The sequence below is a fragment of the Streptomyces sp. adm13(2018) genome, from assembly GCF_008042145.1.
In the GTDB taxonomy this organism is placed as follows: Bacteria; Actinomycetota; Actinomycetes; order Streptomycetales; family Streptomycetaceae; genus Streptomyces.
The window spans coordinates 305,941-319,524 of the sequence record NZ_RDBH01000113.1 but is presented as its reverse complement, the minus strand read 5'-3'; the positions used below and the strand labels follow the sequence as shown (position 1 = coordinate 319,524).

At 75.2% G+C, this 13,584-nt stretch carries 13 protein-coding genes and 1 pseudogene; 9 read left to right on the top strand and 5 right to left on the bottom strand.

Features of this window, described 5'->3' with window-relative positions; genetic code table 11:
• Positions 1-231: pseudogene (locus tag EAO70_RS11465) on the top strand (hypothetical protein); the annotation flags it as partial.
• Between the two features lie 119 nt (positions 232-350).
• The gene (locus EAO70_RS11460) at positions 351-1,028 is read left to right on the top strand and encodes a TetR/AcrR family transcriptional regulator (RefSeq protein WP_148002877.1); all 678 of its coding nucleotides are present in this window, start codon (positions 351-353) and stop codon (positions 1,026-1,028) included.
• 40 nt (positions 1,029-1,068) lie between these two features.
• Here the strand turns inward: EAO70_RS11460 and EAO70_RS11455 are convergent, their stop codons facing one another.
• Positions 1,069-2,097, bottom strand: a complete 1,029-nt coding sequence (locus tag EAO70_RS11455; protein ID WP_148002876.1) for a saccharopine dehydrogenase family protein — start codon at positions 2,095-2,097, stop codon at positions 1,069-1,071.
• A gap of 136 nt (positions 2,098-2,233) precedes the next feature.
• Between EAO70_RS11455 and EAO70_RS11450 the strand changes: the two genes are divergently transcribed.
• Positions 2,234-3,232: a helix-turn-helix domain-containing protein gene (locus EAO70_RS11450; RefSeq protein ID WP_148002875.1), complete on the top strand. Its 999-nt coding sequence runs from the start codon at positions 2,234-2,236 to the stop codon at positions 3,230-3,232.
• Between the two features lie 24 nt (positions 3,233-3,256).
• Here the strand turns inward: EAO70_RS11450 and EAO70_RS11445 are convergent, their stop codons facing one another.
• Positions 3,257-3,742 carry a hypothetical protein gene (locus tag EAO70_RS11445; RefSeq protein ID WP_148002874.1) on the bottom strand — a complete coding sequence of 162 codons (486 nt, stop codon included), beginning with the start codon at positions 3,740-3,742 and terminating at the stop codon, positions 3,257-3,259.
• Between the two features lie 167 nt (positions 3,743-3,909).
• Here EAO70_RS11445 and EAO70_RS11440 point away from each other — a divergent pair, with 167 nt between their 5' ends.
• From EAO70_RS11440 to EAO70_RS11425, 4 genes are all read left to right on the top strand, one after another.
• A complete protein-coding gene (locus tag EAO70_RS11440; RefSeq protein ID WP_148002873.1) occupies positions 3,910-4,254 on the top strand; it encodes a helix-turn-helix transcriptional regulator in 345 nt (114 codons plus the stop codon).
• Positions 4,254-4,946, top strand: a complete 693-nt coding sequence (locus EAO70_RS11435) for a hypothetical protein (protein ID WP_148002872.1) — start codon at positions 4,254-4,256, stop codon at positions 4,944-4,946. Before EAO70_RS11440 ends, EAO70_RS11435 begins: the two co-directional genes overlap by 1 nt.
• A gap of 120 nt (positions 4,947-5,066) precedes the next feature.
• The gene (locus EAO70_RS11430; protein ID WP_187283842.1) at positions 5,067-5,459 is read left to right on the top strand and encodes a molybdopterin-binding protein; all 393 of its coding nucleotides are present in this window, start codon (positions 5,067-5,069) and stop codon (positions 5,457-5,459) included.
• A gap of 146 nt (positions 5,460-5,605) precedes the next feature.
• Positions 5,606-7,543, top strand: coding sequence for an ABC transporter permease (locus tag EAO70_RS11425; protein ID WP_148002870.1), 1,938 nt, complete (start codon positions 5,606-5,608; stop codon positions 7,541-7,543).
• A 203-nt stretch (positions 7,544-7,746) separates the two neighbouring features.
• Here EAO70_RS11425 and EAO70_RS11420 read toward each other — a convergent pair whose 3' ends face one another.
• Positions 7,747-8,082, bottom strand: a complete 336-nt coding sequence (locus tag EAO70_RS11420; protein WP_148002869.1) for a YnfA family protein — start codon at positions 8,080-8,082, stop codon at positions 7,747-7,749.
• Between the two features lie 178 nt (positions 8,083-8,260).
• Here EAO70_RS11420 and EAO70_RS11415 point away from each other — a divergent pair, with 178 nt between their 5' ends.
• On the top strand, positions 8,261-9,430 hold the full coding sequence (locus EAO70_RS11415) for an ABC transporter substrate-binding protein (protein WP_148002868.1): 1,170 nt from the start codon (positions 8,261-8,263) through the stop codon (positions 9,428-9,430).
• Between the two features lie 152 nt (positions 9,431-9,582).
• Here EAO70_RS11415 and EAO70_RS11410 read toward each other — a convergent pair whose 3' ends face one another.
• On the bottom strand, positions 9,583-10,866 hold the full coding sequence (locus tag EAO70_RS11410; protein ID WP_148002867.1) for a hypothetical protein: 1,284 nt from the start codon (positions 10,864-10,866) through the stop codon (positions 9,583-9,585).
• 334 nt (positions 10,867-11,200) lie between these two features.
• On the opposite strand from EAO70_RS11410, the gene EAO70_RS11405 reads away from it, so the two are divergent.
• Positions 11,201-12,406: a serine hydrolase domain-containing protein gene (locus EAO70_RS11405; protein ID WP_148002866.1), complete on the top strand. Its 1,206-nt coding sequence runs from the start codon at positions 11,201-11,203 to the stop codon at positions 12,404-12,406.
• On the opposite strand, the gene EAO70_RS37855 is transcribed toward EAO70_RS11405, so the two are convergent.
• Positions 12,357-13,493, bottom strand: a complete 1,137-nt coding sequence (locus EAO70_RS37855; RefSeq protein ID WP_187283841.1) for an NAD(P)/FAD-dependent oxidoreductase — start codon at positions 13,491-13,493, stop codon at positions 12,357-12,359. The two genes, EAO70_RS11405 and EAO70_RS37855, sit on opposite strands and share 50 nt — an antisense overlap.
• Positions 13,494-13,584: the final 91 nt, after the last annotated feature.

The following is a 13,584-nucleotide window of genomic DNA, read 5'->3' as shown; positions in this document are numbered from 1 at the left end:
GAGGCCCTCGACCGCGTCCTCGCCGGCCGCACCCGTACGACCGGCGTCGCCGCCCGTACGGTGATGGTCACCGGCGCCGGAGTCCTCACCGGCGGCACGACCGCCGCCGTCGTGCTCATCGCGACCGCTCTCCTCACCTGGACCGGCACGGCGATCGTCTGGAGCGTGATCGGCGTCGGCATGGCACTGGTCATCACCCCGACCGAACCCCGGGCGGCGGCGGCCGGGTGACGCCGACCGTACGCCCGACCGGCACGGACCGCTCCACCCTGGTCGAGGCCGTGTGAGGCCGGGCTCCCGTCGCCTTCCCCGCGTTCGCGTGCGTACGGAGTTCACGTAGGGTCCCCGGCATGGCCAGGAGCACCCTCACCGCCGACCAGATCGTCCGCGCCGCGATCGAGCTCCTCGACGACGAGGGGCTCGACGGTCTCAACATGCGCAGCCTCGGCGCGCGCCTCGGGACGGCCGCCACCGCCGTCTACTGGCACATCAAGACCAAGGACGAGCTGGTACGGCTGGCCGGGGACGGTGTCTGGGGCGAGGTGTCGCTGCCCGACCTCGACGCGACGGAGTGGCGGCCGGCCGCCGCCGCGCTGGCCGGCAGCATGCACACGGTGCTGACGCGGCACCCGTGGCTCGGCCAGGCCTTCGGCAGCCATCTGCTGTACGGGCCGGGCAAGTCCCGTCTCGACGACCGCACGCTCGCCCTGTACGAGCGGGCAGGATTCAGCCCGGCGGACGCCGACCGGGCGGCCGCCACCGTCTTCGTCTACGTCCTCGGCAGCGCCCTCGGCGCCGCCGCCCGGGTCTCGCTGACCCGGCGGCTGAGCCGGAGCGGCGATCCGGAGAAGGAGCTGGCGGACACGATGGCGGCGGCGACCGAGGTGGCCATGGGCTTCCCCCGCCTGCGCGAACGCATCGACGGCAGCGCCGCCGCCGAGTACACCGCGGCCCCCGACCGCACCTTCGAGTTCGGCCTGGACACGATCCTGGACGGTTTCGAGGCACGGCTGGCCGGGACGGCCTGAGGGGTCCCGGGCCCGGGCAGGCCGCCGCGCGGCCCCGGAGCTACGGGTGCAGGGCCAGGGTGACGTGCGGGGCGAGGGCGCGGAGGAAGTCGGGGGCGTCGAAGATCTCGCCCGCGGCGGCGACGCCGGTCGTACGGGTGCGGCCGGCGAGGACGCGGTCGAGGGCCTCGACGACCAGGGGCGCGGTGACGGCGTAGATGTCCTGGCCGTGCGCCACCGCGCGCCGTTCGACGCCTCCCCGCCGGACCACCGCGTCGACGAGGAACGTCTGGTCGGACCGTCCGCCGCCGTCGGCGGCGGACGGCGCCGGGGTGTCCGGGTCCGCGATGTCCCGGACGGCGTCGGCCGTCATGTAGGTGGTGACCTCCGGGACGGACAGGTGGCTGGGTACGGTCACCACGTCGGCCATCGTGAACTCCCCGATCACCGGCCGCGGGCCCAGCGGCTGCGGGAAGTCCCAGGTCAGGGTGGGCGGGGCGTCCGTACGGTACTCCCACTCACCGCCGGTGTAGCGCAGGCGCCGGTCGCCGCGCCGCTCCCGGGAGACGGCCCCCGACAGCCGGGTGCCCGCGGTGGGGTGCCAGCTGCTCAGTCCGTAGGCGATGTGCACCTCGTCGGCCTCCTTCCAGTCGCCCATGGCGGCGGTGGCGAGCAGGTCGCCGAGGCCGCCGAAGAAGGCCATCGCGGGGACGACGACGGCGCCCGACTCCCGCGCCCGGTCGGCGAAGTGGGCGAAGGTGTCGATGTTGGCCTCCAGTTCGGCGGCCACGTCCAGGTAGGGGACGCCGGCCCGCAGGGCGGCCTCGATCACGGGGGCGGTGGTCGAGGCGAAGGGGCCGGCGCAGTTGACGACGGCGACCGTGCCGGCCAGCGCGCGGTCGAGGGCGGCCGGGTCGTCCACCGTGGCCGGCCGGGCCTCCAGGCCGGTCCCGGCCGCCAGTTCCTTCAGCCGGTCGGCGTCGCGGCCGGACAGTACGGGGACGAAGCCCCGTTCCACCAGCTCCGCCACCACGAACCTGCCGGTGTGTCCGTACGCACCGAAGACCGCCACCTGCCGACCCGAACCCATGAGACCGCTCCTCCACGCCGAGTGCTCCGCCGCGGCCGGCCCCCGGTTGGGGCGCCGCGCTCCGTCGGAACGATCCTGGCGTGCCGGATCCGTCCGCACGAGTGTCCGGAACGACGCGACGCGTACACTTCCGGACGTGACCACTGTGGCGCTGGCCCTCACCGACGGCATGCTGCACTTCGAACTGGCCCTGGCCGTAGAGGTCTTCGGTTCGGACCTGACCCATCTCGTCGACCCCTGGTACGACTTCGCCCTGTGCGGTCCCGGTCCCGTCCGGGTCGGCCGCTTCCTGCTGGAGCCCGACCGGGGACTCGACCACCTCGTACGGGCCGACACGGTGATCGTCCCCGGCTGGGCCGACGTCGACCGGGACCCGCCGGCCGAACTCGTCGACGCCGTACGGGCGGCCCACGAGGCCGGGGCCCGCGTCGCCTCCCTGTGTACGGGCGCCTTCGTACTCGCCGCCGCGGGCCTCCTGGACGGCCGGCGCGCGACCACGCACTGGGCGCACACCGACGTGCTGACCGGCCGCCATCCCCGGATCACGGTGGACCCCGACGTCCTCTACGTGGACAGCGACAGCGTGCTCACCTCCGCGGGCAAGGCCGCCGCCATGGACCTCTGCCTGCACCTGGTGCGCCTCGACCACGGTGCGGCGGTCGCCAACACGGTCGCGCGACGCCTGGTCGTCCCTCCCCACCGGGACGGCGGCCAGGCGCAGTTCGTGACCTCACCCGTACCCGCACCGGGCAACCATCCGCTGGCCGCGCTGTTCCCGTGGGTGCTGGAGCGGCTGGACCGGCCGCTCACCGTGGAGGACCTCGCCCGTCGGGCCGGGATGAGCTCACGCCATCTGGGGCGCCACTTCAGGGCGGTCACGGGCACGACGCCGTTGCAGTGGCTGCTGACCCAACGCATCCGGTACGCGCAGGTGTTGCTGGAGACCACGGACGACACCGTCGACACGATCGCGACGGCGACGGGCATGGGCACCGCGACGACCCTGCGCCGCCACTTCGCCCGCGCGGTCGGCGTCCCCCCGGACACCTACCGCCGCACCTTCCGCACCCGCGCCCGGGACGCACTCGCGGGGCCGGGGGACGGCGCGCCCGCACTCCGTCCGCTCCGGCGCTAGTCCCGTACCGGGTCCGCGGGGCGCTCATGCCCCCGCCGTGGAGCCGGGGCGCACGATCATCAGCACGACGACGACCGCCCAGAGCAGGTTGAAGACCCCGGTGACCATCGCGAGCCGGGCGGCGCCCGCGCGACGGGCCTCCACGGAGCCGGGCACGACACCGCCCGCGGGCTCGGGAAGCAGGCGCTCCTGGCCCGGCAGGATCACGAGGAGCAGCAGGGCCGCGGCCGCGGCGGTGAGGACGATCGAGGCGAGCAGCCACGCGTCGGTGAGGACCCCGAGCCGGGCGCCGGTGGCCACACCGAAGACCGGCACCGCGGCGCCGAGCACGGTGTACCCGCGACAGACCCGGTGCAGGAGTCCGGCGGTACGGAGGTTCTGCCCCGGCGGACCGTCACCGTCGACGTCAGGCGTCCGGACGAAGCGGGGGAACATCGAGGCCGCGACCGTGATCGGCCCGATCGCCAGGATCGCGGCGAGGACGTGCACGGAGAGCAGGAACGTGGTCACCGAGGTGCCCTTCTGGACCGACCGACGACCCCACGCCCGGACGACTCCGGAGACACCGGGGACACCGGGGAGTCCGAGCACCGCTCGGGCATGGATCGCCAGCCAATAGGTTGGCTGTCGACCTATAAGTAGCACGGGTGAACCACCCTTGGGTAGGCTGCCTGACCATGAAGGCCAGTGCGGTGCGTGGACATCTCGACGGGCTGCTGTTGTCCGTGCTCGAAGCCGGGCCGTTGCACGGGTACGCGGTGATCATCGCCGTTCAGGAGCGCAGCAACGGGGTGCTCGAACTGCGTAAGGGCACCATCTATCCCGCTCTCAACAAGTTGGAGCGGCTGGGGCTGCTGCGCAGTGTGTGGGAGGCGGACGGTGAGCGGCGGCGGCGTTGTTACGAGTTGACCGACGCCGGGCGCCGGAGTCTCGCCGAGGAGCGGTCCGGGTGGCAGGAGTTCACGGCCGCCATCGGCGCCGTCCTGAATCCGGCGCCCGGCGCCGCTCCGCGGCACGCCTGATGACGTCGCCCTCCGGGCTCGCGGCCGCTCCCATCGAGGCCCACGTCGCGGAGCTCGCGGCGGCGCTCCACGGTCCCGCGCGGGTCAAGGCGCGCCTGCTGCACGAGTTTCGCGAGGGCCTCATCGACGCCGCCCGGGACCTCGCGGACGACGGCCCGTACGGTCGGGAGGCGGGTGAGCGGGCCGCGCGTGAGGCCGTGCGGGACTTCGGCAGCGTGGTCGAGCTCGCTCCGGGCTTCCAGTACGAGCTGACCGTCGCGCAGGCCCGGCACACCGCCCGCACGGTGCTGCTCGTCGCCCCGCTGCTGCTCGTGTGCTGGTACCTCGTAGGGGCCTGGAACGGCTCGTCCGGGCACCAGCCCCCCGGCCCGGTCGCGGTGCTGGTCGCCCATCTCAGCGGCGTCGCCGCCTCGGCCGCTCTGGTGGGCGGGGCGGCGCTCCTCGCGACCGGTGTGCTCGCCCGCCGGCTGCCCACCCCGGACCGGCTGCCCCTGGTGGTGGCCTGGACCGGGACCGCCACCGCGGCCGCCCTCGGCGTCAGCGCCCTCACCCTGGCCTTCGCCTCGGCCCTCGCCGCCGACTGGCCGCTGTCCGTGGCCGCGGGCGCCGTCGTCATCGCCCTCCACGCCCGGGTGGCCGCCTCCGCCCGCGCCTGCCGGACCTGCGCCCGGCTTCCCGCCCACGACGCCTGACGCGTAGGACGGTCGTACCCGTGCACCTGTCGTCGCATCCTCCAATGCGCCTCGCATTCACGATGGAGAGACCGACGACGTTGTTGCAGATGAGAAGAGGCACGACCTACGGTGTCGCACATGCAGTCCTACACCATCGGGCAGGCCGCCCGTCTGCTGGGCGTCAGCCCGGACACCGCGCGACGCTGGGCGGACGCGGGCAGGGTGGCGACCCACCGCGACGAGAGCGGCCGCCGCGTGATCGACGGGAAGTCGCTCGCGGAGTTCTCCGTGGAGATCGCGCAGGGCGATGACGACGACGAGCCGTCGTACACCTCGGCGCGCAACGCGTTCCCGGGGATCGTCACCGGGATCAAGCTCGGCGACATCGCGGCTCAGGTCACCATCCAGGCCGGGCCGCACCGCCTGGTCTCCCTCCTCACCCGTGAGGCCGTGGAGGAGCTGGGACTCGAGGTCGGCATGCAGGCCACCGCCCGCGTGAAGTCGACCAGCGTGCACATCGACCGCACCTGATCCCCGCCGGCCACGTCGGTGGACCGCACCGGCCGCCCGCCATGTCACCGTCGCCTGTCGCCGCCGCCTGCCGCACAGCTCACTCGGGGCCGTCCGTCCCCGGCGAACGGGCGGCCCTTCTTCCTCTTCTCCGCGGGGTGTCATCGATGAAACGAGCCGCACGAGCCTCCGGCACCCGGCCGCCCCTCGCGCTGGCGCTGCCCGCGCTCCTTGCGGTGGCGTTCCTGACGCTGCCGCTGCTCGGCATCCTCGTCCGGACGGAGTGGGGCGAGCTCGTCGACCACCTGCGCTCCCCCGGCACCGTGCAGGCCCTGAAGCTCTCCCTGCTCGTGTCGTTCTGGGCGCTGGGGCTCTCCCTGCTCCTCGGGGTACCGCTCGCCTGGCTGCTGGCCCGCGTGCCGTTCCCCGGCAAGGCCCTCGTACGCTCCCTCGTCCTGCTGCCGATGGTGCTGCCGCCGACGGTCGGCGGTGTCGCCCTGCTGCTCGCGTTCGGCCGGCGCGGGCTCCTGGGGCCGTGGCTCGACCGCACCCTGGGGATCACCCTCCCGTTCCACACCTCGGGGGCCGTCGTGGCGGCCACCTTCGTCGCGATGCCGTTCCTCGTCATCAGCCTGGAGGGCGCCCTCGGCGGACTGCGACCGCGGTACGAGGAGACGGCGGCCTCCCTCGGCGCCTCGCCGGTGCGGGTCTTCTTCACCGTGACGCTGCCGATGGTCGCGCCCGGTCTGGTCGCGGGCGCGGCCCTCACCTGGGCGCGGGCGCTGGGCGAGTTCGGTGCCACGATCACCTTCGCCGGGAACCTGCCCGGGACGACGCAGACGCTGCCGCTCCAGGTGTACCTGCTGCTCCAGGAGGAGCCCGAGGCCGCCACCTCCGTCTCGCTGCTGCTCCTCGCCATCGCCATGGGGGTGCTGATCGCCCTCCGCGGCCGCTGGACGGGGACCCCCTCGGACCGTCGCCCCCGTCCCACGCCGGAGGCCGGACCCGAGGACCCGCCCGCCGTACCCGTACCGAAGGACCCGTCGGCGCCCGCCGCCGCGGAGGCCGGACGCTGGGCGCTGCACGCCGAGGTCACGGGCTTCACCCGGCTCACGCTGGACGCAGACCCGGGCACCACCATCGCGGTCGTCGGCCCGAACGGGGCCGGCAAGACCACCCTGCTCCGCGCCCTCCTCGGCCTCACCCCCCGGGCCCACGCCGACCTGCGGCTCGGCGACGAGGACGTCACCGCCCTGCCCCCGCACCGCCGGCACGTCGCCTGGGTCCCGCAGGACGGCGCGCTGTTCCCGCACCTGAGCGCCCTCGCCAACACCGCGTACGGGCTCCGCGCCCAGGGCGTCCCGCGCGCCGAGGCCCGGCGCGCCGCCCGGACCTGGCTCGACCGGCTCGGCGTCGGCCACCTCGCCCACCGCCGTCCCACCCAGCTCTCCGGCGGGCAGGCCCAGCGCGTCGCCCTGGCCCGGGCGCTGGCCGCCCGCCCCCGGCTGCTCGTCCTCGACGAGCCGCTCGCCGCACTCGACCAGACCACCCGCGCCCACGTACGGCACACCCTGCGCACCCACCTCGGCGCCTTCGGCGGCGTCTGCCTGATCGTCACCCACGACCCGGTCGAGGCGGTCTCGCTCGCCGACCGCGTCCTGGTCCTCGACGAGGGTCTGGCCCTCCAGGACGCGGCACCCGCCGAGGTCACCCGGCACCCCCGGTCCCCGTGGGTCGCCCGGATGCTCGGCCGCAACGCCTGGCCGGGCACGGCGACCCCGGAGGGGCTCGCGTTCGAAGGGGGCGGCACCCTGGTCGCGACCGACCCGCCGCCGCCGGGCACTCCCGCGCTGGCGATCGTCGCGCCCGAGGCCGTGTCCGTGCACCGCGAGAAGCCCGCCGGCAGCCCCCGCAACGTCTGGCCGGGCGCAGTACGCGAGATCGTCGCGAGCGGCAGCCGGCTCCGGGTCCTGATCACCTCCGACCGGGCCCCCGACCTCGTCGCCGAGATCACGCCGCAGTCGGCCGCCGAACTCGGCCTGGCCGAGGGGGTGTCCGTCTGGACGAGCGTCAAGGCGACCGAGGCGACGATCGTGCCGCTGTGACCGGGGCGGCCCTCCTCTGGACCTACGGGGGCCGCTGGGCCGTCTCTTCCGGATCTTGCCGGTCGGGCCCGCGTCGTCCGGTGCCGTGCATCGCACGGCGGAGAGGTACCCGCGTACGGGACGTACCCGGGTGCCTCGACAACGCGGCGAGGTGCGGTGCCGGGCGGCGCGGGTCAGGCAGGATCCGGAAGAGACGGCCCAGGTCAGTTGCCGCGCGGCGCGTACATGATGACGGCCATCCCGGCGAGGCAGACCAGTGCGCCGATGACGTCGTAGCGGTCCGGTCGGTAGCCGTCCGCGGCCATCGCCCAGGCGATCGACCCGGCCACGAAGATCCCGCCGTACGCGGCGAGCACCCGCCCGAAGTTCTCGTCGGACTGGAGCGTGGCCACCACCCCGTACAGACCGAGGGCGACGACGCCGGCGCCGATCCAGATCCACCCCTTGTGCTCGCGGATGCCCTGCCAGACGAGCCAGGCGCCACCGATCTCGAAGAGGGCGGCGACCACGAACAGGGCGAGGGAACGAGCGACGGTCATGATCGGCCACCCTACCGGCGGCGCCCGCGCACCGGTCTCGACGCCGCCCGGCGGGCTCGACGCCCCCCGGCGGCGGCCGCGCCCCCTTCGCCGGGCCGCCCGGCGCCTCACGGCCCTTCGCCCGCCCGGCTCGCATAATCGCTTGCCCCCGCTCGCGCCGCTGGGTGCAATGGCCGCCATGACGGCATCCCCGGCGCCCGGTGCGGCGCAGACCGGCCCCTCGCCCGTACGGATCGGCGCCCTCGTCCCGCTGTCGCCGCCCGGCTGGGTCGAGGCGGGGCGGCACCTGCTCGCCGGTCTCGAACTGGCGGTGCGCGACGTCAACGACGCCGGTGGGGTCCGCCCGGGCGGGCCCTGCGGGTCCGGGCCGGGCGTCGGCCGGCCGCTCGAACTCGTCGTCCGGGACACGGCGGCCGATCCGCGGCGGGCCGCGGCCGCGGTGGAGGAGCTGTCCGACCTCGGGGTGGCCGGCCTGACCGGGGAGTACCACAGCGTCGTCGCCCGCTCCGCCGCCGCGCGGGCCGACGCGCTCGGCCTGCCGTACCTGTGCTCGTCGGCCGTCCTCGACGCGCTGACCGACGGGCCGGCGGACCGGGTCGCGCGCCTCGCCCCGGCGCAGTCCCACGGCTGGCGGATCTACGCGGACTTCCTGCTGGCCTCGGGGCACCGCCGGGTCGCCGTCGCAGCCCAGGAGAGCGTCTACTGGGCGGCCGGAACGGGCATCCTGCGGGAGCACCTCGCTGCCCGCGGCGGCACCGTCGTCCCGCTCGACGCGGGCGCGCTGACGCCCGCCGCGGTCTGCGACGCGCTCGCGGACGACGGCGCCACCGCCCTGCTCCTGCTGGTCGGACACCCGGAGCCGGCCGTGCCGATCGTCCGGGCCGTCCGCCGCGACCGGCGCCTCGCCGGGATGCTGATCGGCGCCCCGGCCGGCCAGCCGGAGTTCGCCGGCTGGGCGGACCTCCTCGGTGACGACGGCGCCGCCGTCCCGTTCCTGCGCTATCTGCCCGGGCGGCTCGGCCCGCTCGGCACCCGCGTCGCGGCCGACCTGCGTGAACGGCTGGGCGAGGCGCCCTCCTTCGTCGCCTTCGAGGGCTACGACAGCATCGCCGTCCTCGCCGACGTGCTGCGCGCGCACGGCACGGACCGGGAGGCCGTCGCGCGCTCCTGGCCGTCCGTCGACGTCGAGGGCACCCGCGGGCGGATCCGCTTCTCCCGCGTCCCGGGCGTCGGCGTCCGGCAGTGGGCGTGGCCGCCCGTCCAGGTCGTCGACCGCGACCCGGCGGCGCCCGGACGCTTCCGCGTCCTGCACACCGACGAAGCCCACGGCGGGGGCGGTTGCCCGTAGCGCTCCAGGGCCCCGCCCTGTACGGCTCCGGGCGCACGGGGCCCGGATTCCGCCCCGGCCGCCCGAGTGCACGCCTGCGCGCGCGGACGTGCGCACCCGGGGTTCACACCATCGAGTGAGCGGGCGCCCGACGTCCCGCGCCGGGGGGTGTGTCAGTCGTGGGTACTCGGCCGGCCGGCCTCCTCGTCGACGGCGTACGGGTGGACGTACCGCTCGGCGTCGAACGGGGTGAACCACGTGCCGATCGTCCACGCGGTGACGCCGGGGGCGGCGGGGTGCCCGGCGGTTCCGTCCTCCGGGTCGGCGCCGTCCTCCGGAGTGCCGGCCTCACGCGGCTCGGCGCCGTCCCCCTCGTCGTCGTAGAGCCACGCGAGGTCCATGTCCTTGGAGACCTCGTGGGCGAAGCGGTCCAGGGACGCCGCGACCTCCTCGCCGAGGAGCCCGTACAGGTCGAGGGTGGAACGCGCCTGCTGGAGGAGGAGGTTGAGGGCGAGCTCCTCCGCGAGGCAGCCGAGGCGGCGGAAGCTCCCGTCGGTGAACCGGGTGGTGAGGGCTATGGCGGTCACGAGGAGTCGGCGCGCGAAGAGTTCGTCGTACGCCAGGCCGAACCGCGACGGCAGCCGGGAGAGGTGCCACAGTTCGGCCCGGCACTCCGCGACGGTGGTCTCCTCGTCGGCGAGGGTCCGGACGTCGTCGTACAGCTCGTCTATGAGGACCTCGGAGGCGTACACCAGTGCTCCGGCGGCCAGTTCGGCGGCCGGGGAGCCGAAGCCGGCCGGTCGCCCGCCGTCCGTCCGCCCGCTCCCTCCCGACGGCTCCTCGGCCCGTGTCTCCCGCTCCACGGGGCCGGGTGCGCCGAAGGAGTGGGCCCCGAAGGACGCCAGGCGCGGGGCGAGGGCGCGGAGCTGGGCGTCCAGGTCGGCCCGGTCCCGGTCCTCGTCGTCCTCGTCCGTCCCCGTGGCGGCGTCGGTCCCGGGGGCTCCGGCGAGGCCGACGGAGGGGGCGGTGCCCGCGGGGTCCGCTCCGGCCGTGTGGCGGGCGCGGCGGACCCGGAGGTCGCTGGGCGGCGCGTCCGGGCCGTCGGCTGCCTCCAGGCTCTCCCTCGTCAGGTCGAGGGGGAGTTTGACCTCGCTGCTCTCCACCAGCCAGTCGGCGAGGAGTTCGGAGCGTTCGAGTACCTCCGCGGCGACGGAGCCCACGGCGTCCTCCGCGGTCTCCAGGGTCGGGGCGTGGACGAACACCTTGACGACCGCTCCTCGCGGGTGGACGGCGACGAGCGCCTCCAGGATGTCGACCTCGATCCCGTCGGGGCCCTCGATCCCCTCCACCGCGTCGAAGCCGTGCTCCAGGAGCGCGGAGGCCCCGACCTGTTGCAGCGCGTCCAACTCGTCGGCGTCGTCGGGCAGACACGCTTCCACTGTTACGACGTAACTCACGTCGGCAAGCGTGCCAGGCCCGGGCCCGTTCCCGGGGTGGAATTCCCCGAGAATCCGGGCCCGTCGGGGAGTTCTCCCCGGCTCCGGGCGGTCCGGGCCGCCCGTCGGCCGCCGGACCCGGACCTCCTGGGGCACGCACGGGCGGCGACGAGGGAGCCGGACGCCCGGCACGGTGTCCGGCAGCCGAGGTCACCACGCCCAGGGCCGGCCCGGTGACCCCGGTGGCGCCGAACGAGTGGACTCGGTGGGCGGCGGGCGGCCGGGCGCCCGCCGTGCGGGGCGGCGGTGGTGATGTGGCCGTCCCTGACCGCGCCCCCTGGAAGAGGCCCCCGAGATGCGCCGTACCCGCTTTCGCCGATTGTTCGCCGCGACGGTCCTCGTGGCCTCCGTGCTCGCGCCGATGACGGCGGCTCCCGCCACGACCGTCGCCGCCGCGGCCGTCGCCGACCGGCACGGCGACGACTGCCCGCCCGGCGATCTGGGTCCCGAGCTGACCGCCCGGCTCGACCGGACGATCGCGGAGGTCCGCGAGCAGGCCGGCATCCCCGGTGTGGTGGTCGGGATCTGGCTGCCGGGCAAGGGGAGTTACGTCCGCGCCTCGGGGGTGGCCGACAAGGCCACCGGCCGGCCGATGTTCACCGACTCCTACGTACGGATCGGCAGCGAGACGAAGACCTTCACGGTCACCGCGCTGCTCAAGCTCGTCGACGAGGGCCGCGTCGGTCTCGACGACCCCATCGCCCGGTACGTCCACGGCGTTCCCGACGGCCGGCGGATCACCCTGCGCCAGCTCGCGGGGATGCGCAGCGGCCTCTTCCCGTACACCGCGGACGCGGACTTCGTGCGCGACCTGCTGAGCGACCCGCAGCGCTCGTTCACCCCGCGGGAGTCGCTCGCGTACGGCTTCAAGCACAAGAACACCTTCGCGCCCGGCGCGCAGTTCCAGTACTCCAACACCAACCTGGTCCTCCTCGGCCTCGTGATCGAGAAGGTCACCGGTCAGCGGCTCGCCGACGTCATCGAGCGGCGGGTGCTCCGCCCGGCGCACCTGCGGCACACGTTCCTCCCCGAGGGCGCCGAGTTCCCCGAGCCGCACGCCCACGGCTACACCGACCAGACGCTCGACGGCACGACCGCGGACGCCACCGACTGGAACCCCAGCTGGGCGTGGGCGGCCGGCGCGATGATCTCCAACCTGCACGACCTGCGCCGCTGGGCCCCCGTTCTCGCCACCGGTGAACTGCTGAGCCCCGAGACGCAGGCGCAGCGCCTCACGACGCTGCCCACCGGCTTCCCCGGCCTGAGCTACGGCCTCGGGATCTTCGACGCCAACGGCTGGATCGGCCACAACGGATCCATCCCCGGCTACGAGACCGTGACGGTGTACCTGCCGTCGGAGAAGGCCACCATGGTCCTCATGCTCACCACCGACTCGCAGGTGGGGGGCCAGGAGCCGTCCACCCTGCTCGCCCGCGCGATCACCTCGGTGATCACCCCGGACCACGTCTACGACGGCGCGGTCTCCCCCGCCAGGGGGTGAGCGAGGCGTAGTACGCCCGTAGCGCCGCCTCGCCGCCGGAACCCATGGCGGTCATGATCCGCTGGTAGCGGGCGGCGCGCAGGTCTCCGGCGACGAGGACGCGGGGATGCTGGTCCCCCGGCGGGCAGTACCCGTCCGCGGCCCGGACGAGGGCGCCGCCGGGGGGCCGGGGCGCGCTCCCGATGCTGGTGCGGACGGCGTCCGCGGTGACCGTACGCCGTTCCCCGTCGCGGCACGTCAGCTCCGCCGTCACCCCGCCCGGGCCGTTCCGGATCAGCCTGACGTGCTCGACGGGGAGCAGGGTGACGCGCGGGTCGCCGCGGACCTCGTCGGTCTTGTACGCGTCGGGCGGCGGGTACGCGACGAGGAGACGGGTCCGGGCGTCGGGGTGGGCGCGGAGGAAGGTGCCGACGGGCCGGTCGCCGCCCAGGACGAGGATCGTGCGGACCGTCGCGTCGGTCTGCCGCAGCGGGAGCGGCGGGGGCCCGGCCGGGCCGGTGATCCAGGTGATCCAGGGGACGTCGCCTGGCCCGAGAAGGACGACGCCGGTGGCGAGGACGGCGTACGGGGCCGAGAACGTCCGCGGGGCGGGCGCCGCCCGGGGCGTGTCCGGCGCCTCGCCGGACTCCCGGGGCGGGTCCGCCACCCCGTCGGACTCCCGGGGCGGGTCCGGCACCTCGTCGGACTCCCGGTGTGTGCCCGGCGCCGCGGCCGCGGGAGCCGCGGTGGCCCCCGCCGGAGCGACCGTGACGGTCACCCGGTCGTCGTCGGCGTGCACCTCCGTGACGCGGCTGCCCAGTTCGAGACGGCAGAGCGGCGTGCCCGTGACCTCCGCCGCGATGGAGGCGGCCAGTTCCGGTCCGCCGGTCCAGCCGCCGAGGACGTTGTCCAGGACGGGGATCCGGTGGAGGGTGCCGCACAGCGCGTCGGCCTCGATCAGGATCGTGCGCAGGCCCACGCCCGCCGCCGTGCGGACGGCCGCGCAGCCGGCCGGACCCCCGCCGACGACGATCAGGTCGGTCGTCAGCTCGGCGCCGGGAGGACGGGGACGGGTGGCCGGGCGGGTGCGGGGAGCCGTGTCTGCCATGGCGCCATTCCACCGGCTGCGGGGCCGAAGAAGGAAGGGCAAGAGGGGGAACCCACCTCTCGCCACTTACAACGTATAGCGCACAGGGGGG

What these genes read in the sequence shown, in the direction of transcription:
- EAO70_RS11460 (WP_148002877.1), top strand. Translation starts at nt 351, where the DNA reads ATGGCCAGGAGCACCCTCACCGCCGACCAGATCGTCCGCGCCGCGATC.
- EAO70_RS11455 (WP_148002876.1), bottom strand. Translation starts at nt 2,097, where the DNA reads ATGGGTTCGGGTCGGCAGGTGGCGGTCTTCGGTGCGTACGGACACACC.
- EAO70_RS11440 (WP_148002873.1), top strand. Translation starts at nt 3,910, where the DNA reads ATGAAGGCCAGTGCGGTGCGTGGACATCTCGACGGGCTGCTGTTGTCC.
- EAO70_RS11435 (WP_148002872.1), top strand. Translation starts at nt 4,254, where the DNA reads ATGACGTCGCCCTCCGGGCTCGCGGCCGCTCCCATCGAGGCCCACGTC.
- EAO70_RS11430 (WP_187283842.1), top strand. Translation starts at nt 5,067, where the DNA reads ATGCAGTCCTACACCATCGGGCAGGCCGCCCGTCTGCTGGGCGTCAGC.
- EAO70_RS11425 (WP_148002870.1), top strand. Translation starts at nt 5,606, where the DNA reads ATGAAACGAGCCGCACGAGCCTCCGGCACCCGGCCGCCCCTCGCGCTG.
- EAO70_RS11420 (WP_148002869.1), bottom strand. Translation starts at nt 8,082, where the DNA reads ATGACCGTCGCTCGTTCCCTCGCCCTGTTCGTGGTCGCCGCCCTCTTC.
- EAO70_RS11415 (WP_148002868.1), top strand. Translation starts at nt 8,261, where the DNA reads ATGACGGCATCCCCGGCGCCCGGTGCGGCGCAGACCGGCCCCTCGCCC.
- EAO70_RS11405 (WP_148002866.1), top strand. Translation starts at nt 11,201, where the DNA reads ATGCGCCGTACCCGCTTTCGCCGATTGTTCGCCGCGACGGTCCTCGTG.
- EAO70_RS37855 (WP_187283841.1), bottom strand. Translation starts at nt 13,493, where the DNA reads ATGGCAGACACGGCTCCCCGCACCCGCCCGGCCACCCGTCCCCGTCCT.